Genomic DNA, 26,656 nt, shown 5'->3' on the forward strand with positions numbered 1-26,656 from the left:
AAAAATACAGACAAGACTGCTTCTATAAAAGCAGTCTTTTTTTTGCTTCACTTATATCGTCCACAAATTTGTGTTTGACAATTTTACTTATATTTTCATCCGAAATATTCTTTTTTACCACATTTATAAACGAAAATAGCTGCTTTCCCTTCATTTTTCCTATCATACGTTTCATCTGCGATTAATGACACTTCACCCAACTTCTGAATGAATATCACTGTAAGATGAAGTTATTTTGCTCCTGTAAAATTTAAAAACCAATGTTATGAATTACAGAAAAGGATATCTGGTACTTTCACTTACAGCTGCAGCCATATTGTACTCATGCGGTTCCGGGAGCGGCCAGGAGAATGCCCAGCAGATGCAGCAGGCGTTGCCTACAGATTTTATTCAGGTAAAATCCGGAGATGCAGATGTGTCTACAGGATATCCGGGAAGCATAGAAGGACAGGATAATGTGGATATCAAAGCACAGGTAACAGGATATCTGGAGGCAGTATATATCAAAGAAGGACAGTATGTAAGCAAAGGACAGACCCTTTTCAGAATAAATCCATCTGTGTACAATGAGCAGGTCAATACCAATGAAGCGGCCTTGAAATCAGCGCTGGCGGCACAGGAAACAGCAAGACTTGAAGTGGAGAAACTGAAACCTCTTGTAGAAGGAAAAGTAGTTTCCGATATGCAGCTGAAAACAGCACAGGCAAGCTATAAAGCTGCTTCAGCACAGGTAGCACAGGCACAGTCATCATTGGGATCCTCAAAGATCAATGCCAATTTTACCTACATTAAAGCTCCTGTTAGTGGTTACATCGGAAGAATTCCAAACAGGGTAGGAAACCTTATCAGTCCGTCTGATGCCTCACCATTGACAACGCTTTCAAGCATCAACACCGTGAATGTGTACTTCTCCATGAATGAAGCTGATTTTATTGCACACAGCAGAGCGGCAGCATCAGGAAATACAGCAGAAGATGTAGAGCTTATCCTGGCAGACGGCTCCACTTATTCTCTTAAAGGAAAACTGGAAAATGCCAGCGGAAATTTCGACAGAAATACCGGAAGTATTCAGATGAAAGCTGTTTTCCAGAATCCGGATAAATTATTAAGAGCCGGAGGAACAGCCAGAGTGATGATTCATAATGCCCTGAATGGTGTGATTAAACTTCCGAAAACCTCTGTAAAAGATATTCAGGACAAATTCTTTGTTTATAAACTGAATGGTAAGGATAAAGTGAAAATGACACAGATTACCGTTTCAGGAAGTACCTCCCAGGATTACTTTATCAAAGAAGGCGTGAATGCAGGAGATAAGATTGCCATTAACAGAATTGATGCCCTTACAGACGGAGCACAGGTGGTGGCACACACTGTTCCTTTGAAATAGTTGTATAACCTTTCTTAGAAAATTCAAAAATGTTAAAAAAGATAATAGACCGTCCTGTACTGGCGACGGTAATATCCCTTATCATTGTTATTTTAGGGATCATAGGATTAAACCAGCTGGCAGTGACCAGATTTCCGGACATCTCTCCGCCCACGATTACCGTTTCAGGATCATATCCCGGAGGAAACAGTGAAACAGTGATCCGTTCTGTGGTAACACCGCTGGAAGAGCAGATCAACGGAGTGGAAGATATGGAATACATGAAGTCTACGGCAAGTAATGATGGTACATTCTCGATATCCATTATATTCAAGCAGGGAGTGAATGCTGATCAGGCAGCCGTAAACGTGCAAAACAGAGTACAGCAGGCCACCCCGATACTACCGCAGGAAGTAGTGAGAATGGGATTGACCACCTCCAAGCAGCAGAACAGTATGGTATTGATTTTCAATATTTATACGGAAGATAATAAACAATATGATGAAACTTTCCTTCAAAATTATGCGAATATCAACCTTATTCCCCAGGTTAAAAGAGTAAAAGGGGTTGGGCAGGCCATGGTTTTCGGGTTGAAAGATTATTCCATGAGAATATGGCTGAACCCTCAGAAAATGTCATCTTACGGACTTGAACCGGCAGATGTTTCCAGAGCGATCGCAGACCACAGTTTGGAATCTGCTCCGGGAAAACTTGGGGAGGAATCTGATGCAGCCTTAGAATATGTAATCCGCTATAAAGGAAAAAAGAACAAGCCGGAACAATATGAAAATATTATTGTTAAAAATGCAGGAAGCCAGGTTATTAGGTTAAAAGATATTGCCCGTGTAGAATTCGGAGCCATTTCAAATACCGGAGATAACCTTTCCAATGGGAAAAATGCAGTGACTGTAGCGATTATGCAGACTACAGGATCCAACGCGAATCAGATTGAAATAGGAGTGAATAAAGCTCTTGACCAATTATCAAAATCATTCCCTCCTGGTATCAAATACACGAAGGTAATGAGTACCAAAGAAAGATTGGATGAAGCTACAGGACAGGTGAAATCAACACTTATAGAAGCATTTATTCTTGTATTTATTGTGGTATTTATCTTCTTACAGGATTTCAGATCTACCATTATTCCGGCAGTGGCAGTTCCGGTGGCGATTATCGGTACCTTCTTCTTCCTTCTGGTTTTAGGATTTACGATCAACGTACTGACCCTTTTTGCCCTTGTACTGGCCATCGGTATTGTGGTGGATGATGCCATTGTAGTGGTGGAAGCCGTCCACAGTAATATGGAAGGAACAGACCTTTCAGGAAGAGAAGCAACTCATAAGGCGATGAGCGAGATCACAGGAGCGGTTATCTCTATTACATTGGTGATGTCGGCCGTATTTATTCCCATCGGATTTATGTCCGGTTCTGCAGGATTATTCTATAAGCAGTTTGCCTATACATTGGCCATAGCGATCATTATTTCAGCAGTTAACGCATTGACTTTAACTCCTGCTTTATGTGCCGTGTTTTTGAAAAACAATCACTCGGGAGAAGGTAAAAAACCAAAAGGATTCGGGCAGAGGTTTGCTGTGGCATTCAATGCTGGATTCAATAATATGACCAACCGTTATGCAAAAGGAGTACGCTTTTTAATAGGGAGAAAATGGATTGCAGGAGGATTAATCGTAGTTGTTATCGGGGTTGCAGGCTGGCTGATGTCAAGTACGCCAAAAAGTTTTGTACCAATGGAAGATGACGGATTCTTCATGTACACTTTAAGCATGCCTCCCGGGACAGCATTGACCAAAACGACAGAGGTTTCCAACAAGATCAATGATATCTTAAAAGGAGTGGAAGCGGTGCAGGAAAATACTTCCATTACCGGATACAACCTTCTTAGTAACAGTGCAGGGCCGGCTTATGCAATGGGATTTGTTAAACTGAAACCTAAGAAAGAAAGAGGAGAGGTTCAGGATATTCAGGAAGTGGTAGATATGGCGAATGCAAAACTGGGAGTGATCAAAGAAGGAAGTGTAATGACCTTCAGAATGCCTCCTGTAGAAGGTTACGGAATGACGAATGATGCCGAAATTGTACTTCAGGACCGTATGGGAAGAGATCCTCAGGTTCTTAAGGCCAAAGCAGATGAACTGATCGGTCAGTTGATGCAGGTTCCGGAAGTAGCATTTGCCTACACCATGTTCAGGGCAGATTATCCTCAGATGGAACTTGAAGTAAATGAAGATAAAGCAAAGCAGCTGGGAGTAAGCATTTCCAATCTGTTGGGAACTGTTCAGACCTATTTCTCAGGAGATCAGTCTCAGAATTTCTCAAGATTCGGGAAGTTCTATAGAGTGAATATTAAAGCAGATGGTGTTTTCAGAATGGATGAACAGGCCTTCAACGATATTTTCGTAAAGAATGAAAAAGGAGATATGGTTCCGGTGAATACATTGATTACTTTGAAAAAAGTCTACGGTCCGGAATCCGTTCAGCGATATAACCTTTACAATTCATTAAATATCAACGTGTCTCCAAAACCAGGCGTAAGTAATGGAGAATTGATGGATAAACTGGAACAGACTTTAAGCAAGCTACCATCCGACTACAGCTACGAATGGACAGGATTAAGTTTGGAAGAGAAATCAGCAGGAAATCAAACGATTGCCATTTTTGGACTGTGCTTGCTTTTTGTGTACCTGCTACTGGCAGCTCAATATGAAAGTTATATCCTTCCTTTAGCTGTAATGCTTTCCATTCCAACAGGAATTGTAGGAGCATTCTTAGGAATAAAAGCCATCGGGCTGGATAATAATATTTATGTACAGGTGGGACTCATCATGCTTATCGGGCTTCTGGCCAAAAATGCGATCCTGATTGTAGAATTTGCCATACAAAGGCGAAAAGCAGGTCTTTCGATTCTGGACTCCGCACTGGAAGGAGCAAAGGCGAGGTTACGTCCTATTATCATGACTTCATTAGCCTTTATTGTGGGAATGGTTCCACTGATGATTTCTTCAGGAGGAATGGCATCAGGAAACAAATCCATCAGTACAAGTGCGGCCATGGGAATGCTAAGTGGAGTGGTTTTAGGAGTTTTCGTCATTCCTGTACTCTACATGTTCTTTCAGTATCTGGATGAGAAATTCTCTACCAAAAAGAAGTATACTACAACAGAAAATCAATTGACAAATGAGCATATTTAATATAAAGAATTTCCTTATTTCAGGCGCAATGGCATCACTACTGATGTCTTGTGCCGTAGGGAAAAAATATACAAGAACAGACCTTCAGATTCCCGAGACCTACAAAGAATCCATGCAGGTGACAGGAGATACAGTAATTCTTCCCTGGAAGACATTCTTCAAAGATCCAAAATTGATAGGCCTAATAGATAAAGCCCTTTCAAGAAATAATGAAGTGAATGTCGCTTTGAAAAATATAGAACAGCTGGATCTGATTTATAAACAAGCTAAACTGGGTCTGATGCCAACATTAGATCTTACAGCAGGTGCCAACAGAAGCTGGGCTTCTACCAATACGCTTAACGGCTCTCTGAATGAACAATTTGTCGGTACAAAATACATGGATGATTTCAGTGCCGCACTGAGGCTTTCCTGGGAAGTAGACATTTGGGGAAAAGCTAAAATGCAGAAAGAATCCGCGGCGGCAGAATATTTTGGACAAAAAGAAAATTTAAATGCCATCAAAAGCAGAATCGTCGTTCAGGTAGCTCAGGCTTATTATAATCTGATCAGTCTAGATGAACAGCTGAAAATAGCCGAACAGAATATTGAGTTGAGTGACAATACCCTTAAAATGATGAATCTTCAGTTTGTGGCAGGACAAATTAATTCATTGGCGGTTCAGCAATCGGAAGCACAGAAGAAAACCGCTGAGCTGCTGATTCCTTTGGCAAAACAGAATATTTCTATTCAGGAAAATGCACTGAGTATTCTTTGTGGAGAATATCCGGACAAAGTAGAAAGAGAAGGAAATCTGAAAACAATGATTCCTGAAAATAAGCTGTCAGAAGGATTACTCGCACAACTGCTGAGCCGAAGACCTGATCTGAAGATGGCAGAGTTTAACGTTATCAGTTTAAATTCCAAAACCGGATTGGCAAAAGCTGCTATGTATCCAAGTATCAGTCTGAGCCCACAGATAGGTGTAAATTCCAATAAATTCAGCTCATGGTTTGATATTCCCGGATCTATTACCAAAGCAATTGCGGCCAATCTTGCTGCCCCTATTTTTCAGAAAAAAGAATTGAAAACAGCGTATGAAACAGCTTTGATTGAACAGGAAAAAGCAGCCATCAATTTTAAACAATCTGTAATGACTGCGGTGGGAGAAGTTTCCGATGCTATGGCAAAGTCTAAAGGTTCTTCAGAAAGATTACAGCTTTTAGAACAGAGAACAGCTATTCTGGACAAAGGAATCAATGATGCATTGAAGTTATATAAAAGTGGGATGGCTACCTATCTGGAAGTGATCACTGCTCAGAACAATAAACTTCAGAATGATCTGGAAGCCATCAATGTGACCCTTGAAAAATTAAATGCTGAGGTAGATCTTTACAGAGCACTTGGAGGCGGAGTACAATAAAATACAACTGGTAAATAATAAAAAGGAAGCTATGTCATGTAGTTTCCTTTTTGCTGTTTATAAAAGATAAATAGAGCTTTGTTTTTATAACAGGTACGGAATTTGCAATGAGATGATGAAATTTTATATTCACAAAATCAATTGGTTATAATTTTTTTTATTCTTTTTTTGGAAAAGGATGCAAGATTTTCAGAAAACATGATTTATATAGATGAGTACTCGAAAATAATTAATGTTTAACGAAAATGTAATGCAATGAAAAAATTGACAGTACCCCGATTTTTTATGACAGTTTTAATGGTTTTGGCAGGATTGACCCTATTCTCATGTAATGATAATGAAGGACCGGACATTCCGCCTGTAAAAATGGAAGAATTACCAGGAAACTATAAAGGAAAAATGATTATTGTACAAGGAACTACCAAAAGAGAAGGAATAAAAGAATTCAAAGTAAAGAAAGATACGATCTCTTTTGCCGAATTTCCAATAAGTGAAATCGTAAAAACTGTAGTAAAGGATCCTGCAAAAGCTGAAACTGCCATAAAATCACTTGGAAAAGTGAACTATGATATTAAATATGCAGCAGTGATCAATACCGCAAATAATGTGATAGAGCTTACTCTTACTCCAAAAACAATGGAGCTTCAGATTCCGGTAGACGGAGTCAACAAAAAAACGGTTGTGGAATTCGTTTCTAAGCAAAAAGGATATTATGTAGGGATGGATAGAACGCTTAGATATGCGCTCACAGCAGAAAAAATTACAGTAGACGGAACAGTGGTTACTCCTTATGACGTGATCGATTATAATTTCCCGTTCTGTATAAAAAATTAATAAATAGTATCATCAATGGATTGCACTTTATTAAAAAGATGCAATCTATTTTTGCTTGACAGTTTTATAATATCCCGGCGGATACGGAGGCAGCAGCATTATATGGAAGAAAGTAAAGAACAGATTTTGGTAAAGCACCTTCTGAAAAAGGAGGAAGCTGCCTGGAAAGAGCTTTTTGGAGCTTATTCCAGAAATCTGTCCTATGTATGTTCTCGTTATCTGGCAGAAAAAGAAGATGTTCATGATGTCCTCCAAAACAGTTTTATTAAAATGTTCCGTTCGATAGAATCTTTTGAGTACAGAGGAAATGGTTCTTTAAAAGCCTGGATGACCCGTATCACAGTCAATGAATCCTTGAAGCATATTAAGCAGAAAGGAGACTTTAAATCTGCCATAGAAGTAGATGATCTTCCAGATATTCCTAATGAAGAAGAACCGGATTTTGAAGAAATTCCCCGTGATGATATTATGATGATGATCAGAGCTCTTCCTGAAGGGTACAGAACTGTTTTTAACTTGTTTGTATTTGAGAAAAAAAGCCATAAAGAGATTGCCGGGCTGCTGGGGATTGCAGAGAATTCTTCTGCATCACAGTTTCACAGGGCAAAAGGACTGCTTGCTCAGAAAATAAAAGAATTTAAAATGTCAAAAAAAGCACAATATGAATAACGAATGGCTAAATAATCTGCGAAGCAGAATGGATGACCATGAAGAGGACGTTCCGGAAGGATTGTGGAATGACATTAAAGATGAATTATTTTCCGGAGAAGAAAATAACAGTATTCCCGGATTTATTCCTGAGGTTCATGAAGGTGAAGCAATCAAAGAAAAGAGAACAAATACAGGAAACAGATCCATATTTTATCGCGTAGGAGGGATTGCAGCGGCCATTGCATTATTGTTTTTGCTGACCAGAATACTGCCCCAGAATGATACCGGAAAAACGCTGTCTCAGAAACCGGCAGATATGAAAGGAGAAAAGGAGAAAAATTATATAAAAACTATAGAAACTGAGAATCTTTCAGGCGGTAAAGTAAAATCAAGAACAGATGTTTTTTTATCTGAAAATATATTGAACACCGGTGCTTCGGAGAAAACATTGACACCAAGATATGCTGATAATGGAGCAGAAAATCAGGCTGGAAGCCATCAGAAGATCCAGGATGTCTTCAAGCTTCCGACAGCATCTGAGTCTTTTCAGCAGGAAAGTAAGATCGCTCAGAAAACATCAGTTATTGATGATACAGTGAAAGAAACTGTAAAAGAACAGGCTTCTGATGAGGTTCTTTTTAATCAGGAAAAAGTAAAAGAAGTCTATGCTGAAAATACACAGCTTAAAGCCGCGAGATCCAGAGATAAAAAATCATGGATGTTAGGTATGCTTACAGGAAATATGGGTTCCAATTCTGCAGAACAGCAGTTTCCGGGCTATGCTTCAATCACTGGAAAAGCGATGAATATAGATCAGGTATGGTCTACAGCCGAATATCATGATGATCCTCTGACGGCCATATTACTGGCCAATCAAAGTCAGCCGGTAGAAGCGAGGATCAGACATAAAGTACCGGTGACATTCGGACTTTCTGTTTACTATAATTTGGGGAAAAGATGGGGAATAGGAACAGGACTGAATTACACCAAGCTTTCTTCTGAGCTGCATTCCGGAAGTGACAATAATTATATTAAAGGAGATCAGACAGTTCATTATATAGGAATTCCTGTTCAGGTTAATTATAATGTCATTCAAAAAGGAAAATTTACAGGATATATTACAGCTGGAGCATTGGTAGAAAAACCAATAGCGGGCAGTATTACAACAACTTATGTTGTCGATGATCAAATTAAGGAGTCCTCAAAAGAACGTGTGGAGCCTAAACCTTTGCAGTTTTCTGTCAATACAGCAGTAGGGCTTCAGTTGAAACTTATTGATAAAGTCGGAATTTATGCAGAGCCGGGAATAGGGTACCATTTTAAAGAAGAAAGTGCTCCTAATACCATTTATAAGGAAAAGCCTTTTCAATTTAATATGAAATTCGGAATACGAGTACTGCTGGATTAAGGCAGACCATTTTTACAACACCAAACTTAATAATCTATATATATGAAAACAAAACTAATTTTTTTAGCGGTTGTACTATTTAGTATTCTGAATATTAAAGCACAATGTACACCCACAATTACCAGCGCGAGACTTGGGCAAAAGTATCCGGGAACGATTTTATTCTGTAGTACGGAAGATGAAATTCTTTCCACTACACAGACGTACACAACGTATCAGTGGTACAAACAGGAATGGACCTGGCAGACACCTAATAACAATCCATGGGTAGCTATTCCGGGAGCAACATCTCAGCAGCTAACCATTAGTGGTAACGATCAGTTGAATTATTTTAAAGTAGTGGTTTCTGAGGGCGACTGTACAGCAGAGAGTCCTACGGCATTTGCAGATGGTTTTGTATATGGTCTGCCGGCAATGATGACTACTTATACACCGGGCACCTACGAAGAAAATATGGGAACCGTGAAGGTCTGCAATGGAGCTTCTGTACAGTTTGACAATATATTTCCTTTAGTATATGGCAAACATACCTGGTTCAAATGTGTGCCAGGGAGCAATCCGCCGGTAGCAGGAGATCCTTGTATTATTGCAGGTGTAGTAGGAGACACCTACATTGCAACCAACTCAGGGAAATACGGATTTTATGCCTGTACGGAATATTGTCAGGATCAATGTGAGATGTTAGACCCGTTTGCATTTGTTGAGGTGACTTTCGGAGATTGGGAATTCTGCAGCAATCTGGGAACTGGAAAGACAAAAATTAAAGATAATAATCTGAGAATTTATCCTAATCCTACCGCGCAGCATCTTTATATCGGGAAAGAATCGGATAAAGTCTATAAGGAAGTTATCATCATTGATATGTCCGGAAAACTTGTCCTGAAGAAAGTAGATCACAGATATAACCAGGCGATTGATGTAAGCAGTCTGGTACCAGGAAATTATATCATTGTGTCTAAAAGCACAGATGGAACAGAATATAAAAATAGATTGATAAAAAAATAATAGGAGTATACAATCTGAAGAGGTTAAAAATTGATTGTGGGAAGGAAGAATGGATGTCAGAGGGGGATGTTCCTTGTATTGAAGAAGAACTAAAGTGATTTATTTTAATACTTTACGCTCATAGATACATTTTCATCCTTGTTAATCTAATGACGGTCATAATTACCCCCAAAGGAGCTTTCTCTTTCCGGCATCCGGCTTCCTGACTCACACTAATTTTTTCCGGTATTCAGACCAATAATCTTTTTCGTTAGTTTTTAATAATGGTTGAGTCGGTACAAATTTTTTTGTACCGGTTTTTTTATTCTATGAAGAGATAAATTCCTTTGCTACGAGCTTTGTCTGAAAAATTTTCTATTCAGAAATACATTGATTTTTTTGTAAATAACATCAACCTGCAGAAAAATTCACAAAAATAATTTCATAAAAAAAGATATAAATGATAAATATTGTAACTTTGTTTGGTTGAAAACTTATAACAAACATATCGGCCGCATCCTTATCCTGTGTCTGGTGCTTTTCTTAGTACCGAACTTAAGCTTTGCGTGCACAAAAAAAGATATAAAAAAGGATCAAACTTTAGGTTATAAGTGTCAAACTAGTAGTTTATCAGATAAATTCTGCTGTAAAACTGGTTTTTGTAAAAAAGATAAAGACCATAATGATTGCAATGGCAAATGTAAACACAATTCCTGCCGATGCGGAACTGTCATCTCATTAACAGGACTTCCTGTTATGGACGGTCTGAAAATCAAAAATCATTTCATTGAGGAAACGAAACTTAAATTTAGTTTCAGTCAAACCTATTATTCTTCAGGGTTTTCTTCTATCTGGCAACCTCCCAAAATAGGATAATTATCTGGCTGTACAGCCAGAAATAGGTCTTGTCGAAGGCAAACTTTTGTTTTCGGACACACGGTCGTATTCCAATTATCAATTTTAAAAATCAAAAAATGAAATCATTATCAAAAATATTGATGGTAATCATTGTATTACTATCATATACTATAAGCTTTGCACAGATCAAAAATGCAAAGACAGAGACAGTAAAAATATATGGCAACTGTGAAATGTGTAAAGCCAATATCGAAAAAGCCGGGAATCTAAAGAATATCTCATCCGTAGAGTGGAATGAAGATACAAAAATGGCTACCCTGAATTATGATGCCCAAAAAACAAATCAGGAAGAAATACTTAAGCGTATTGCTTTAGCGGGTTATGACAGTGAAAAGTTCTTAGCTCCGGACGATGTTTACAGTAAGCTGCCGGGCTGCTGCCAGTACAAAAGAGAATTAAAACCTGCCAACATGAATAAAGATCAGGGAATGAATATGAATAACGAACACGCTAATCATGATCACAGCAAAATGACCCAGGCTAACAACTCTGAAAATAAAAACGAATTTCAGCTTAAAGCAGTTTTTGACAATTATTTTTCTTTAAAAGATGCACTGGTAAATACTGATGCAGGGACTTCATCGGCAAGGGCAGCCTCTTTGGTAAAAGCGATTCGGAATGTTGAAATGGGTAAGCTTTCCAATGAAGAACATACTGTTTGGATGAAAGCTTTAAAAGAACTGACAGCACAGGCAGAAAAGATAGCAACTACTAAAGACATCGAAAAGCAGAGAGGTACTTTTGCGCTTCTGTCTGAAAATATCTATGCCCTTACCAAAGTTTCAAAACATGGCGAAACAGTGTATTACCAGCATTGCCCAATGTTTAATAATGGAAAAGGAGCGAATTGGCTTAGCAAAGAAGAATCCATCAAAAATCCATTTTACGGTTCTAAAATGCTTACCTGCGGGAGTGTTCAGGAAACCATCAACCATCAATAATAAAAAACTTTAATAAGTAAATATTAATACAATGAAACATATAATAGTAACAATCATCATATTAACAGCCGCAATCTCCTGCAAACAGTCTCCAAATAAAAACAGTGAGGTAAAAATACAAAACAGTACATCTATATCTGAGACAAAGACATTACCATCACGTGATTCAGCTGTTTCTGCTGAACCAGTAATTGCTCCTGATCAGAAAACTGAAACGGTTAAAACAGAGACTAACCCCCAAAACTTTAGCATTGAACCTATTGTTAAAGATTATTTAGCCCTTAAAAATGCACTTGTTGCAGACAATGACAAGGGAGCAGCCAATGCAGGAAAAAAATTACTGTCGACCCTCAAGAATGTGGATGTGAAAAGTATTCCTTCCAGTAAACAAAAAGAGTATCAAGAAATAGCAGACAACGTAAAGGAAAATGCAGAACATATTGGTGATAATGCAGGGAAAATTGATCATCAGCGTGAGCATCTGGCTTCTTTAAGTAAAGATGTTTCGGATCTTATCGCCTTATTTGGCAGTTCACAAAAACTGTATCAGGATCATTGTCCAATGTATAATGACGGTAAAGGAGCAGTATGGATAAGTGAAACCAGAGACATCAAAAATCCTTACTATGGAAATCAGATGTTAAACTGTGGTTCTGTGAAAAAAGAGTTCTGAGAATGAAACAAATACTGAAAAGAATTTTGGTATTTGTTCTGTTTCTTTTTATTGCAATACAACTGTATCAGCCCGCCTTTAATATAGATAAAGGCAATGCTGCTACAAAAGATTTTATAAGAGTATATAAAATGCCGGCTGAAGTACAAACTCTGTTTCGGAATTCCTGTTATGACTGTCACAGTAACAATACCGATTATGTGTGGTACGATTACATACAGCCTGTAAGATCAGTTGTAGAAAGCCACATTAAAGAGGCGAAAAATGACCTGAATTTCAATGAATGGGAAACCTATTCCAACCGAAAACAGGAAAGATTGCTGAATTCAATAAAAGAACAGATTGTAAACAGGCAAATGCCATTGTCGTCTTACACTCTGATGCACAGAAAAGCAAAACTGAGTGATGACGAAATTAAAACAATGACCGAATGGTTAAAAGAGCAGAGCAAAGTTTATGAATAAAAATAATACAATGAATATACCTCAGAATATCGCCATAAGATTACTTCAGGCAGTTTTGATTTTCTTCTGCTGGCAAGGTGTTTTGGCACAGAAAGTAGTACGATATGAGCTATATGTAAAAGATACCCTGGTCAGCTACGCCGGGAAAGAAAAAAGAGCCATCGCTGTTAACGGACAGATACCAATGCCTACTCTTACCTTTACAGAAGGAGATACCGCAGAAATTGTAGTCCACAATCAGCTGAAAGAGAGTACATCACTGCATTGGCATGGCGTATTTTTACCCAATAAAGAAGACGGTGTACCATGGCTGACGCAAAAACCTATAAAGCCTGGAGCTACCTATACCTATCGTTTCCCGATTATTCAACACGGAACACACTGGTATCATTCCCATTCCGGACTTCAGGAACAGATTGGAATGTATGGAAGCTTCGTCATGAAAAAAAGAGAGGATGACAAAACTTTCAGAAAAGGAATTGATGACCTGCCGACAGTTCCTATTATCCTAAGTGAATGGACGAACCTGAATCCTGATAATATCAACAGAATGCTTCACAATGCCAACGACTGGGCTGCCATTAAAAAAAATGCCACACAGTCTTACGTGGAAGCCATTAAAGAAGGTCACTTTAAAACAAAACTGACCAATGAGTGGAAACGCATGCTGGCCATGGATGTAAGTGATGTATATTATGATAAAGTATTAATCAATGGAAATAACAGTACTGATTTAACAACCGTTGATGGGCAAAAGCTAAAAGCAGGAGATAAAGTACGTTTAAGGATCTCAAACGGAGGAGCCTCTTCCTATTTCTGGTTACGTTATGCAGGAGGTAAAATTACCGTTGTGGCCAATGATGGTAATGATGTGGAACCGATAGAAGTAGACAGACTGATTATTGCTGTTTCTGAAACCTATGATATCGTAGTAACCATTCCTCAGGATGGCGTTTCCTATGAATTTTTAGCTACCACAGAAGACAGAACCCAATCTGCAAGTTACTTTGTAGGTAATGGCATCAAACAGCTTATTTCTCCTCTTCCCAAACTTAAATACTTTGAAGGAATGAAAATGATGAATGACATGATGAAAATGAACGGAGATCTTAATGATATGGGAATGAAAATGAGCCTTAACCAAATGGATATGAATGTGGTGATGTACCCTGAGATTACAGGTGATGGAAAGCAGAAACAGGATCACAGCGAACACAATATGAATGCAGATCAGGAAATGAATATGGATAGTAACAGATATAATGCCAATGCTCTAGGACATATTAAAACCCTGAATTATGCCATGTTGCAATCTCCTTATAACACAGAACTTCCTAAAGATGCTCCGGTAAAGGAATTAAAATTTACCCTCACCGGAAATATGAACCGCTATGTGTGGAGCATGGATAATAAAATCTTATCTGAAACCGATAAAATCCCTGTAAAAAAAGGAGAAATATTAAGAATTACCATTTATAATAATTCCATGATGAGGCATCCGATGCATTTACATGGTTTTGATTTCAGGGTAATTAATGGCAAAGGAGAAAAGTCTCCCCTGAAAAATGTACTGGATGTGATGCCAATGGAAACCGATACAATTGAATTTCAGGCTAATGAAGAAGGCGACTGGTTCTTCCACTGCCATATCCTTTATCATATGATGGCAGGAATGAACAGGGTTTTTGCAGTAGATGATTATAAAAACCCTTATTTACCGGACAAAAAAGAAGCCTATAACATGCTTCAGAGAGAAAGCAATATGCCTCATTTTATGATTCAGAATGACTTTGCAACCAATGGAAATGACGGGGATGCAATGCTTCAGACCGCAAGATGGAACCTCTCTGCAGAATGGCGTTTAGGATATAATGATATGCACGGATATGAGGTGGAAACGCATTTGGGAAGATACATCGGGAAGATGCAGTGGTTTATGCCGTTTGTAGGATTTGACTTCCGCTATAGAAAAATGGGAATAGATGAACAGGAGAAAAATATCTTCGGGCAAAAGAACGAAAAAGATACCCGAAGAGCAATCAGTTTAGGTTTCGTGTATACCCTTCCGATGCTGATCAACTTTCAGGCTGAAGTATATCATGACGGTATCATTCGTTTACAGCTGATGAGAGAAGATATTCCAATATCAAAACGTTTGAGAGGAGGCTTCATGGTCAATACCGACAAAGAATACATGACCGAATTGAAGTATATTCTTAATAAAAATGTAAGTATTCGTGCCCACTATGACAGTGATATGGGATGGGGAGCAGGAATTTCTTTAGCTTACTAAATGATAATTAAGAAGAATATACTCACATTATTCTGATACAAGAGGAGGCTGGCTGTCTCTTATGTTTGCAAAGTCAAATGTAGGAGACAGGTCTTCTTTCTTTTGGATCTATAGGAAGAATAGGCCTTAGTGACATGTTTTGCTCTCCACATGGCTTCTTCATGCAGATAAAATTTAGTATATAGTTTCATAGTCTTTTTCAATACCAAATTTTAGTATTGTTTCTTGATTGTAAATATTCATTTTTGAGTAAAATTTGTTCAGAATGAAGGAATTCTTTATGTATTTCTTTATCTATAACCTTGATAATTGATCCGGATATATTACATTAACATACTTGTTAAACAAAAAATCCACTGTGCTGGAATACTTTAGCGGATTTTATTCCCTTTTCTCTTTCTATGATAATTTTTAAGTGGAATTTTCCTTTCGTAAAACCAAAAATATTAAGCTTTTCATATAGAGAACTTTTATAACTCTTGAAAAAAGGAATGATTAATTTCTGTTGTATGTAAGGGGAAGCTATCTGAGCCACATGAAAATCTCAATAGTTTTTGAAGAACCTCTCTCAATGCCCTTTTGTTGAAATCTTTTTAGATATCCTTATTCTTATAGAAAATCATTAATGTAACATTCAGATTTTCAAAATACTATATTGTTTATTTTTACTTCAAAAACACATCATGCTGATCAAAATTTATGGAAGTGCCATTCATGGAGTGGCTGCACAGACCATTACTATTGAAGTGAATGTAGATACCGGAGGAATAGGATACCATCTCGTTGGGCTTCCTGATAACGCTATTAAGGAAAGCAGCTATAGAATTTGTGCAGCCCTGAAAAATGTCGGATTTAAAATTCCTGGAAAGAAAATTACCATTAATATGGCTCCTGCAGATCTTAGAAAAGAGGGCTCTGCTTACGATCTCAGCATTGCTATTGGTATTTTAACTGCTTCCGATCAAATACTGGCAGAGAACGTTAAAGATTATATTATTATGGGAGAGCTGTCACTGGACGGAAGTTTACAACCTATCAAAGGCGTTTTACCCATTGCAATTCAAGCCAGAGAAGAAGGCTTTAAAGGAATCATCCTTTCCAAACAAAATGCCAGAGAAGCAGCCATTGTCAACGATCTTGAAGTATACGGAGCTGAAAATATCAGAGAGGTTATTGATTTTTTTAATGAAGGAAAAGCGCTCGAAAAAGTTACATTGGATACCAGAAAAGAATTTCATGAAAAAATCAATGATTTCCCTTTCGATTTCTCCGAAGTTAAAGGTCAGGAAACCGCCAAAAGGGCGATGGAAGTGGCAGCGGCAGGCGGACACAATATTATTCTGATCGGACCGCCCGGAAGCGGAAAGACAATGCTGGCCAAAAGGGTTCCCAGTATTTTGCCTCCATTGACATTGAAAGAAGCTTTGGAAACAACAAAAATTCACTCTGTAGCCGGGAAAATAGGAACAGAAACATCATTGATGACTGTTCGTCCCTTCAGATCTCCACATCATACTATTTCAGATGTTGCTCTGGTAGGAGGAGGAAGTTATCCACAACCAGGAGAAATCTCTCTTGCTCATAACGGAGTTTTGTTTCTGGACGAAATGCCCGAATTTAAAAGAACTGTGCTGGAAGTCATGAGACAGCCTTTGGAAGATCGTGAAGTAACGATTTCAAGAGCCAGATTTACTGTAAACTATCCGGCAAGTTTTATGCTGGTAGCTTCTATGAACCCCAGTCCAAGCGGATTCTTTCCCGATGATCCTAATAATACTTCATCTGTTTACGAAATGCAGCGGTACATGAGTAAACTTTCCGGGCCGCTTTTAGATAGGATAGACATTCATATTGAAGTTCAAAAGGTAGAATTTGAGCAGCTTTCTGAGAAAAGAAAAGGAGAGAAGAGCAAAGATATCAGAGAGCGGGTTTTGAAAGCAAGAGATATTCAGAATAAAAGATATCAAAACCTCAATATCAGCAGTAATGCTCAAATAGGACCTAAGGAAATTGAGGCCTATTGTGAACTGGATGAAACGTCTTTCGGTCTCATCAAATTAGCTATGGAAAAACTTAATCTTTCGGCAAGAGCTTATGACAGAATTCTTAAAGTTGCCAGAACAATAGCCGACCTTGAAGAATCTGAAAAGATTCTGTCTCATCATATTTCCGAAGCCATACAATACAGAAGTCTGGATCGTGAATTCTGGAATGGATAAACGATCCGACCTCTTTTTCTTAGAAAAATTTATACTGTACCTGCCTTCTGGTCAATTTTAAGATTGATCGAAAAAGGATTGTTATATACTTTAGGAATCCATTGAAACTGATCATTCACTTTATTAATATATCCTATTCCCGGCCATGGAAGATGGGCAGAGCAGATAAGTGTTCTGTTTTGATAGCAGTTTTCAAGAACTTTCTTGCGGGTATCAATACCTGTTGCAAAGTCAATATCCCATTGTGTTCCCCAATGCGGTTTTGCAATAAGCAGGGGAGAGTGAAAAAGATCTACCACATTGGTTATTGATAAATCCCCATCATTCACTGTATAAATAATATGACCCGGAGTATGTCCGGGAGCAGCTTCTGTTTGAATGCATGAGAATAATTGATCACCCATTTCAAACTTTGTAAGCCGGCTGTTTATGGCAGAAAGAACTTTTCTAACCAAAGGTATGCTTGGCTTTCCTCCTTCCGGGTTTTTACTTTTCTGAAAATCCGGTTCATCACTTGTCCAGAACTCAAATTCCTGACTGGAAATATAATAATGGGCATTCGGAAATACGAAATCACCGTTTTTAGAAAGAATTCCTCCGATATGATCCCGGTGAGCGTGTGTAATCAGAATATCAGTAACAGACTCAGGCGTAAATCCTGCTGCAGTAAGGCTGTATACCAATTTCCCCGCGTTTTCTTCATCATAAAACCCTTCTCCTGTGTCCACTAAAATGTTGCGGTCACCTTTTTTAATAAGCATAACATTAATAGGTGCTTCATAATAAGATTCAGATAGATAAAGATTACGAAGTTAATCTTTTACAAGATTTTGAGGGATGCCTGGTGCTAAGATAGGCTGGTGATATCCAATACCAAAATATCCGTCAGAAAGTATAAAAATATCCAGTTCATTGCATGGAATGTGTATAAATCCATGGTCTCTTCAGTTTTTGATCCATACTAGAATGAAGTGTATTTTATTTTGTTTTACAAATGTAGAGAATATTCCCATACATTGATCCTGTTAAATATAGATATAGAAAAGTTTTACTCTAGGTTGCGTAATGTATTGTAATCCAGTTTTTTTATTTTCATCTCTTCCACAATATCTATTTCGGGATGTGGTAGATGATCGTAATTATGTAACGCGTAGTTTGAAATATTATGATAAGTTTGATTACCAAATTTTTAAAAATATTACATTATGAAAATTAAATCTTTAAATTCTGAATAGAGTCTTGTCTCTAATTCCTGAAGAATATCTGCAATGTATTCTTTCTTCTTTTCGACTGCAATAAACATCGTTTGAACACTGTTTACCGGTCTGCTCACTGACAGGGTCGAGTGAAACTCTGTATCATTCGGTTTTTAAAACTATTATGAAAACACATTGAGTAAAATAAGCTGTGGTTATGCTTTACGTCCTTTTTTTCTCATTTCAAGGAGTTTAAAATGAACTTATCGAAGCATTAAGCTGCCAATTACAAATTTTTAATCCAAATCAAATTATTATGTCAAACACAATTCCCTCATCAGGAACCTTATCGATAGGTTCAGCGGTATTACTGTCTTCTGAAGACAGAGAAAAATTGCTCAACGGATTTAATAAAACCGGTTGGGATTATCATCATGAAGAAACCCTGGAATCTCTTTTCCGGAAACAGGCAATCCTTCATCCTGATAAGACTGCTGCGGTTTATCAGAATCGGAAGATTACGTATGGAGAGTTGGATCAGAGAAGCAATCAGGTAGCCAATTTATTACTGAGCCATGGTATCAAAGAAGGAAAATATGTTCCCATCTGGCTGGACCGCTCTTTAGAATGGATCATTGCTGTACTTGGAGTTATCAAAACAGGTGCGGCCTATGTTCCGATAGACCCTGCTTATCCTGTCAAAAGAGTAGAATATATTCTTTCTGACACCACTGCTGATCTTATCATTACCAATCAAATTCTTGGAGAACTTTTATCAGAAACCGAAAAGGTAAAAGTATTTGATATGAGCAATATGGAGAATCTTAATCATTTATCATCAGAATATCCAGGAATTAATATCCACCAAAATGCCCTTGCATACACAATTTATACTTCTGGCTCGACGGGGAAACCCAAAGGTGTAATGGTAAGCCATCAGGCTATACAGCATCTGGTAACATGGCATAATCATCATTTTCATGTGGATCATAGCTCAAAATTAACTCTTGTGGCGGGATTGGCATTTGACATTTCTGTGTGGGAAACGTGGTCGGCTCTTACTTCAGGCGCAACGGTTTTTATTGCAGATAATGAGGATAGAACAGAAGCTCAGGCATTGGTAGATTACTACAGAAAAAATAGTATTACCCATGGCTTTGTGCCTACTGTTCTGGCTCCTTCTGTAGTGGATATTACCCGCAATTATAATGATCTGAAGCTCAAATATCTCTTTACAGCAGGTGAGAAGCTAAAGCCGGTACTTACTTCAGAATTAAGCTATGAGCTGGTGGATTATTATGGTCCCACAGAATGTACCGTATACGCTACTTATAAAAAAGTGAAAGATATTAATGGAAAATATGTTTCATCTATAGGCAGACCCATTGCCAATGCAAAAGCATATATCTTGGGAGAAAATAAGGAATTGCTGCCCGTAGGAGCTGTAGGAGAACTCTGTATTGGAGGAAATCTTTTAGCAAAAGGATATCTTAATAATAAAGAACTTACGGAAGCTAAATTTATTATCAGTCCATTCAATGAAAAAGAAAAGCTGTATCGAACTGGAGACCTTGCCAAATGGAACGCGGATGGTGATATTGAATTCTTAGGAAGAATTGATAATCAGGTGAAAATTCGTGGCTTCAGAGTGGAACTGGGAGAGATAGAACGTTCACTGATCCAGCAGGAAAATATTAAAGAAGCTATGGTTCTTGGTAAAGAAACGGAAGGAAGTACCAAATATCTTATTGCTTTTATTGTATTAGCTCCTGGAGCAGTAGCAGATATTTCGTCAGTCCGAAATGCATTGAAAAAAGAACTTCCGGGCTATATGATTCCTGCACAAATTATTTTTATAGATAAAATTCCGTTAACAGCAAATGGAAAAACAGATACGCAGGTCTTAAAAGATCTTGCCGATAAAGAAGCAAAAGAATTGATTTCATTTGAGCCTCCAACCAACGAAACCGAAAGGATTATTGCAGATGTCTGGTCGTCTGCATTGGAACGTCCTGTCATCAATATCACAGATAATTTCTTTGATATTGGAGGAAACTCTCTGTTGGTTGCAACGGTAGCGGTTGCTTTGCAGAGAAAGCTGGATGTAAAAGTGTATCTGCGGGATATATATCAGTATCCTATATTACAGCAACTTTCAGAAGTTCTTATTAAAAGATCAGGAGAGACAAGGGAAGCAATCCCCATTGAAGATGTAGAACCATATGTTGAGCTTCAGAAAGATGTTTATCTTGCTGCGGGAACTGTTTTTGCAGGTGGATTTGATCCTCAACAGGTGGAAAATCCAACAACAATATTTTTAACTGGTGTCACAGGTTTTGTAGGAATTCACCTGTTACAGGAGCTTCTTGATACTACAAATGCTGATATTTACTGTCTTGTAAGAGCTCAGGATGAGTTTTATGCAATGGAAAAAATTGACAGATGTTTTAAACAATATCATATTCCTCAACATGTAGAACAGAAATCTAGAATTATTCCTGTTATCGGAGATCTGGCTTTACCGTCTTTAGGACTTTCAGAAGAAACATTTACAAAACTGGCAAAACAAACCGATTTGATTTATCACTCCGGAAGCTCAGTCAACTTCATCGAACCCTACTCTTATATGAAAGCACCGAATGTAGAAGGGCTAAGGGAAATTATAAAACTGGCAGGAGCGGAAAGAACAAAATGCCTCGCCTTGCTGTCAACCATTTCCGTATATAGCTGGGGACATCTGTTCACAGGAAAAACAGTAATGTTTGAATCTGATGATATTGAACAGAATCTGATGTCCGTAAGTAAAGATATTGGTTATGTAAGAAGTAAATGGGTGATGGAAGCCATTGCTGATTTAGCGGCAAAAGAAGGGCTACCATTAATTACGTACCGTCTTGGATATGCCATGTGCCACAGCGAAACAGGGGCAAGTGCCTCTTATCAATGGTGGTCCGGATTGGTGAAAAATTGTATAGAGCTCAAATCGTATCCCGCGCTCACTGAGCTTAGAGAAGGACTTATTACGGTAGATTATATGACCAAAGCGATGGCTCATATCACCAAAAATAAAGAGGCAATAGGGAAGAAATTCAACCTGATTGCCCGTCCGGAAACCAATCTTACTTTGGAAGATTTCTTCGGACTCATGAAAAAATATTATCCTTTCACACTTAAAGACCTTCCTTATAAAGAATGGAGAAAACAATGGGAAGATGACAGCAAAAACCGTTTGTATCCATTAACGAGTCTTTTCAGTGATAATATGCATGAAGGATTATCCACAGTAGAACTTTACCAGAATACTTATGTATGGGATTGCTCCAATGTTATTCAGTATCTGGAAGGGTCAGGCATTCACGAACCGGTATTTGATAAAAAAATATTGGATTCCTATTTACAATATCTTGGAATTCCGGTTGAATAGAATTTGATAATTGAAAAAGCCCAGACAGATCCTGCTTGGGCTTTTAATTTTTATTCAGCAAATACGTCAGATTTTGTCGCAGTGGACCAGGATATTTGGATCAGGGTAATGAAAAAATCTTATCCCATTTTTTAATTAACTGAAAACCAAACAGGATAGATGAATAACGTTATTGTATTGTCAAAAGATTTCGCTGCTAATGAAAGTGCAGTGGTGGATATTAAATCCAGGGGATTGGTAAATCCATTGGGAGTTCTTACATTTCAAAACAAAACAGGGCAGTCTGCACAATTTCTCTGGCAGGGAGATGCGCTTTATAGCAGAGAAAATGCGGGGTATTTTAAAGAAATAAATAATGACCTGGGAGTGAAGGTAAGCCATTATGAAGGCTCTATAACCGTTACCAATGGAGGAGGGAAACAGTATCTGGAAGGAGCACTGAAACAATAATAAAAACGGATGTATTTTTATTATCCGAACAGCATAATAAAAAAGGTCAAACAGTATTGTCTGACCTTTTCTTATCTGAAGATTAGTTGATGGTTACTTTAATCACATTCTGTACAGCAGGAACAGGATATGCTGTTCCTACTTTGGAAATAACCTTATTTTCACTTTGTGGGGTTCCGCCAAACAATGCCTGATGATTTCCCGCACCCGGATATTGGTCAATACCTGTCCCCGAATCAAATAATGAAGTTTTTAGGCTGAGGTCACCCTTACTATTGGCATCAATGCTTTGTTCGTTGGCATAGAACCAGTCATTGGAAAAACCAAACATGGTTGCGTAAGCAATTTTATCGCCAGGCTCAGCATTAAAGTTTGTGGTTACCTTACTTCCCGGAGTTACAGGAGCATTTCCTGCAACATATACTCCTTTTACATTAGGTAAAGATTTTAAACTGTTTTGAAGCTTGGCTACATTTCCAAACTGTGCAATATCTTTCAGTCCCATTCCGCTGTCTAATTTGCCTAATTTATAAATTGGATTTTTATCACCACGATAAACAACCACCAAGGCAGGAGAAAGCCCCGTCATAATTCCTGTGTTGGCATTCAGTTTTGTCATCATTTTACTGATATTTCCCATTTGAGCAATATCTGTGATTTCAGGATTGGATAAAGCATTAGGTGTAAAAAATGGAGCACTGTTCAGCAGCTGAGATCCATTGTAGTTGGAAACAGCCCATACACCGGGAGAAAAAGGAGTTTCGTTGGCTGTTCCGCCGGAGGTATTGGTAATGGTCAGGGTAAATTCTGAAGTTACATCATTGTAAGCAAGATTAAGCTTCATAAGTTGTGAAGCATTGACATTAGGAACCTGCATAATGGGTTTGCTTTCAACCTGCCCTGTGGTGTCATCTTTGCTTCCGTTATCCCATAGTCGTACACTTGAAGAAACATCTCCGGTAATAGCATTTCCATTAGCGTCAAACAATTTGATACCCGGCTGTTGGGACGCAAAAAACCAGTCTTTTGAAGCTCCGTACATCGTAGCAAACATTAAAGCCTGTGCTTTTCCTGCACTGAATTTAACAGAAACAGATTGACCGGGCAAAATAATAGGAGGCGTTCCTACTCCCTGAAAACTTCCGCTTTCTACAAAATCTTTGGGAGTTACAATGTTTTCAAAAGTAATGGATCTTTGAAAACCCATGTCCATCATCATGTCGTTATTAGAATCACTGCATGAAGTTAGAGAAAATGCAGCTAGAGTAGCTGCTGCTAAAACTGATGTTCTGAAAATAAACTTGTTCATAAAAGTAAATTTTTATAGTTATAAATGATATCTGCAACTATAGTCGGCTACTTTTTGAGATCCTGACAAAAAATATTTTCGTAATTCAATTTTTTTTAAATGTATCGTTTTTGAGAGGGAAAATTAAAGCGGTCTATATTCCCTTTTTCCCATCCAGAATCATCTGGATCATTTTTATTTTTCTGTTTTCTCTGGTTTCAGGTTTCCTGGCTTCTTCAATCCAGCGGATGTATTCCTTTCTGTGGGTGTAGCTCATTGCATCAAATAAAGCTTTTGCTCCCGGATTTTCTTTAAAAACAAGGGCAATATCATCTGCAATTTCAACCACTCTTTCCTCCTTATCTTCAATAAGGGAGACGGAAACCTCATCTCCGAAGGTTTTACCAAGTTTCTTTCTGATCTCCTGAGTCAAACCTAAAATATGACAGTCTGATTTCATTTTGGCAAGACTTCCGCGGTATTCAACTTTATCATCAAAAAGGGCTTTTATCTTTACCTGCCCTTTTTTGTGAAACAATTCCTCTGTAGAAAATGGAAATTCTATAAACGCAGCATTCATTGCTCCGTTCTGCTGAATAATGGCTGTAAATTCGATACGTTCAGGATTCATGATAAATATTTTAATAATCAAAAATAAAAAAACCGTGAAATTTACTTTCACGGTTTCAAAAATATATCAGATAAGATGATTATTTTTTAACTTTCTTAGGCATTGTTGTAGTCCCTGAGTTTTTAGTTTTTGTATCAGCCGGAGTGTTTGCATCTCTTACAAGCTTCAGCTCGTCAACTAATCTTCTTGCCCCCGCAAACTTATCGATTGTCCAAAGAACAAAACGAACGTCTACGTTGATGGTTTTCTGCCATTCAGGTTCGAATACGATATCACCACTTAATGCTTCGCTGTTTCCGTCAAAAGCAATACCGATAAGGTTACCGTCTCCGTCAATTACCGGAGAACCGGAGTTACCCCCTGTAATATCGTTGTTAGAAAGGAAATTTACAGGCATATAACCTGCAGCATCAGCATACTGACCGAAATCTTTAAGGTTGTAAAGATCAATTACTCTTTGAGGAAGATCGAATTCTTCATCACCTTTCTTGTATTTTCCAACAAGACCAGTCATATCTGTATAATAGTTATCCGTAATACCGAAATAATTTCTGTCGTTTCTTATAGGTAATTTATCTACCGTACCGTAAGTTAATCTCATTGTAGAATTAGCATCCGGATAGAATTTCTTCTCTGGCATAGCTTTCATTAAACCAGCTAAGAACATACGGTTCTTTTTAGCAAAATTATCATCTACGTTGGCATATCTTTCAGTGCTCATTTTTTGATCAGCAACAATTCCGTTAGCAGCTTTCCAAAGTGGATCAGCATCAAGTTTCAATGCATCCGGGTGTAATAAGAAGTTCGTTGCAGAAGTTTTGTTAGCGAAGATAGAAGAATAAGCCAAGTTAGAAATTGTTTTAGCATCTAATCCTAAAATAGTAGCAGAAGCAATTTCTTTGTTAGTAACTCTCATCTGATATAGGTTTACCATAGAAGAAAGCATTTCTCCTTCTAAAGATGGATTGAAGTTTTCATAAGCAGCTTTAATGGCAGCTTCAGTTTTAGCTTTCATCGCTAATCTTCCTTGCATGTCCTGAGCGGCATACGCCTTAAGAACAGATCCTACTTGTAGAGCAAGAGATATATATTTTGCATTTCTTGAGAATTGAGTAGCATAGTTTCTCTCAACATTTCTCTCAGAAACCTGCTTGTAATAAATCGCAATATCTTCCAGGATACCATCGTAAGCCTCATTTCCAGACTTCATAGACCATTGTCTGAAGATGTCTTCTGTTTTTTGCTTATCGGCTATGGTTCCGTTTTTCTCTACTGCATCAATAGTCCCCTGTCTGTTTTTCCAGTAGTTAGCTACAGAAGCATATTGAGAAGCATAGTTAAGCTGAGTTGCCTTATCCTTGTCCATATACTTTTTCATAACATCCATGGCCAGTTTAGAAGCTTCAACCCATGCCGGGTAATCTTTAGTTACCATCTGCTGAATTCCGTAAGAAGTTAGGTAACGGTTTGTTCTTCCAGGATATCCTAAGATCATTGAGAAGTCACCAGGCTTAATTCCTTTAAGAGAAACCGGAAGGAAGTGCTTAGGCTTTAAAGGCGTGTTGCTTGGAGAATATTCAGCAGGGTTTCCTGCAGCATCAGCATATACTCTGAAAACTGTAAAATCTGCAGTGTGTCTTGGCCATTCCCAGTTGTCTGTATCTCCTCCGAATTTTCCTAATGATGAAGGGGGAGCACCTACCAATCTGATATCTTTATAATCCTGGTATACGAAATAGTAGAATTCATTTCCGTTGAAGAAATCTCTTACTACTACCGTATATTTTCCGTTTTCAGAGTTTTCAGTCTGGATTGCTTTAGTTTCAGCATCAATCACAGCTTTTCTCTCTGCTCCGGTCATATTGTTGTTTAGTTTAGAATTGATTCTTTGCGTAGCATCATCCATTCTCACTAAAAATCTTACATAAAGATCCTTTGCATTGAATTCGTCTTTCTGTTTCATTGCCCAGAAACCGTTCTTCAAATAATCTTTTTCTGGTGTAGAAGCCGCAGCAACAGCACCGTAACCACAGTGGTGGTTGGTAAATATAAGTCCTTTATCCGAAACGATCTCACCAGTACAGAAACCACCGAAACTTACGATAGCATCTTTTAAGCTTGAATTGTTCACAGAATAAATTTCTTCAGGCGTAAGATGCAGACCCTCTTTTTGCATATCAACACCGTTAAGTCTTTTGATGAGCATTAGCAGCCACATCCCCTCATCCGCCCTCATCTGAGCAAAGCCCAGTAAGAAAGTGAATAGTAGAAATAGTCTTTTCATTTTATAAAATAATTTTTGTGT

At 38.0% G+C, this 26,656-nt stretch carries 18 protein-coding genes; 14 read left to right on the plus strand and 4 right to left on the minus strand.

The window, feature by feature from the left end; genetic code table 11:
• The first annotated feature begins 265 nt into the window (after positions 1–265).
• From RHP76_RS15640 to RHP76_RS15695, 12 genes are all read left to right on the plus strand, one after another.
• Positions 266–1,387 carry an efflux RND transporter periplasmic adaptor subunit gene (locus tag RHP76_RS15640; protein WP_311228546.1) on the plus strand — a complete coding sequence of 374 codons (1,122 nt, stop codon included), beginning with the start codon at positions 266–268 and terminating at the stop codon, positions 1,385–1,387.
• A gap of 29 nt (positions 1,388–1,416) precedes the next feature.
• A complete protein-coding gene (locus tag RHP76_RS15645; RefSeq protein WP_311228547.1) occupies positions 1,417–4,575 on the plus strand; it encodes an efflux RND transporter permease subunit in 3,159 nt (1,052 codons plus the stop codon).
• Positions 4,562–5,977, plus strand: a complete 1,416-nt coding sequence (locus tag RHP76_RS15650) for an efflux transporter outer membrane subunit (protein WP_311228548.1) — start codon at positions 4,562–4,564, stop codon at positions 5,975–5,977. Before RHP76_RS15645 ends, RHP76_RS15650 begins: the two co-directional genes overlap by 14 nt.
• Positions 5,978–6,232: 255 nt before the next feature.
• Complete coding sequence (locus tag RHP76_RS15655) at positions 6,233–6,811, plus strand: DUF4840 domain-containing protein (protein WP_311228549.1); 579 nt, start codon at positions 6,233–6,235, stop codon at positions 6,809–6,811.
• Between the two features lie 102 nt (positions 6,812–6,913).
• Positions 6,914–7,480, plus strand: coding sequence for an RNA polymerase sigma factor (locus RHP76_RS15660; protein WP_120232395.1), 567 nt, complete (start codon positions 6,914–6,916; stop codon positions 7,478–7,480).
• On the plus strand, positions 7,473–8,870 hold the full coding sequence (locus RHP76_RS15665) for a Dma1 family dual membrane-spanning anti-sigma factor (RefSeq protein ID WP_120232396.1): 1,398 nt from the start codon (positions 7,473–7,475) through the stop codon (positions 8,868–8,870). The genes RHP76_RS15660 and RHP76_RS15665 overlap by 8 nt, the downstream gene beginning before the upstream one ends.
• Positions 8,871–8,912: 42 nt before the next feature.
• Positions 8,913–9,875: a T9SS type A sorting domain-containing protein gene (locus RHP76_RS15670; protein ID WP_311228550.1), complete on the plus strand. Its 963-nt coding sequence runs from the start codon at positions 8,913–8,915 to the stop codon at positions 9,873–9,875.
• Between the two features lie 953 nt (positions 9,876–10,828).
• Complete coding sequence (locus tag RHP76_RS15675) at positions 10,829–11,713, plus strand: DUF3347 domain-containing protein (RefSeq protein WP_311228551.1); 885 nt, start codon at positions 10,829–10,831, stop codon at positions 11,711–11,713.
• A 31-nt stretch (positions 11,714–11,744) separates the two neighbouring features.
• The gene (locus RHP76_RS15680) at positions 11,745–12,386 is read left to right on the plus strand and encodes a DUF3347 domain-containing protein (RefSeq protein ID WP_120232399.1); all 642 of its coding nucleotides are present in this window, start codon (positions 11,745–11,747) and stop codon (positions 12,384–12,386) included.
• Positions 12,387–12,388: 2 nt separating this feature from the next.
• Positions 12,389–12,850 carry a heme-binding domain-containing protein gene (locus RHP76_RS15685; protein ID WP_120232400.1) on the plus strand — a complete coding sequence of 154 codons (462 nt, stop codon included), beginning with the start codon at positions 12,389–12,391 and terminating at the stop codon, positions 12,848–12,850.
• A gap of 10 nt (positions 12,851–12,860) precedes the next feature.
• Positions 12,861–15,143: a multicopper oxidase family protein gene (locus RHP76_RS15690; RefSeq protein ID WP_120232642.1), complete on the plus strand. Its 2,283-nt coding sequence runs from the start codon at positions 12,861–12,863 to the stop codon at positions 15,141–15,143.
• Positions 15,144–15,826: 683 nt separating this feature from the next.
• Positions 15,827–17,362, plus strand: a complete 1,536-nt coding sequence (locus RHP76_RS15695; protein ID WP_311228552.1) for a YifB family Mg chelatase-like AAA ATPase — start codon at positions 15,827–15,829, stop codon at positions 17,360–17,362.
• 29 nt (positions 17,363–17,391) lie between these two features.
• Here the strand turns inward: RHP76_RS15695 and RHP76_RS15700 are convergent, their stop codons facing one another.
• Entirely contained in the window at positions 17,392–18,123 is a 732-nt protein-coding gene (locus tag RHP76_RS15700) for an MBL fold metallo-hydrolase (protein ID WP_311228553.1), read from the minus strand.
• Positions 18,124–18,874: 751 nt separating this feature from the next.
• Between RHP76_RS15700 and RHP76_RS15705 the strand changes: the two genes are divergently transcribed.
• Positions 18,875–21,982: a non-ribosomal peptide synthetase family protein gene (locus tag RHP76_RS15705; protein WP_311228554.1), complete on the plus strand. Its 3,108-nt coding sequence runs from the start codon at positions 18,875–18,877 to the stop codon at positions 21,980–21,982.
• Positions 21,983–22,141: 159 nt separating this feature from the next.
• Positions 22,142–22,432 carry a hypothetical protein gene (locus RHP76_RS15710; protein WP_120232405.1) on the plus strand — a complete coding sequence of 97 codons (291 nt, stop codon included), beginning with the start codon at positions 22,142–22,144 and terminating at the stop codon, positions 22,430–22,432.
• Positions 22,433–22,514: 82 nt separating this feature from the next.
• Here RHP76_RS15710 and RHP76_RS15715 read toward each other — a convergent pair whose 3' ends face one another.
• The 3 genes from RHP76_RS15715 to RHP76_RS15725 form a co-directional block, all read right to left on the minus strand.
• Entirely contained in the window at positions 22,515–23,741 is a 1,227-nt protein-coding gene (locus RHP76_RS15715; protein WP_311228555.1) for a spondin domain-containing protein, read from the minus strand.
• 133 nt (positions 23,742–23,874) lie between these two features.
• Positions 23,875–24,351 (minus strand): YdeI/OmpD-associated family protein, encoded by a 477-nt coding sequence (locus tag RHP76_RS15720; protein ID WP_288444280.1) that lies wholly within the window; start codon positions 24,349–24,351, stop codon positions 23,875–23,877.
• 79 nt (positions 24,352–24,430) lie between these two features.
• Positions 24,431–26,635, minus strand: a complete 2,205-nt coding sequence (locus RHP76_RS15725; protein WP_123278651.1) for a S46 family peptidase — start codon at positions 26,633–26,635, stop codon at positions 24,431–24,433.
• Positions 26,636–26,656 lie beyond the last annotated feature (21 nt).

It is taken from the genome of Chryseobacterium sp. SG20098 (assembly GCF_031844745.1).
GTDB classification, from domain to species: Bacteria; Bacteroidota; Bacteroidia; order Flavobacteriales; family Weeksellaceae; genus Chryseobacterium; species Chryseobacterium cucumeris.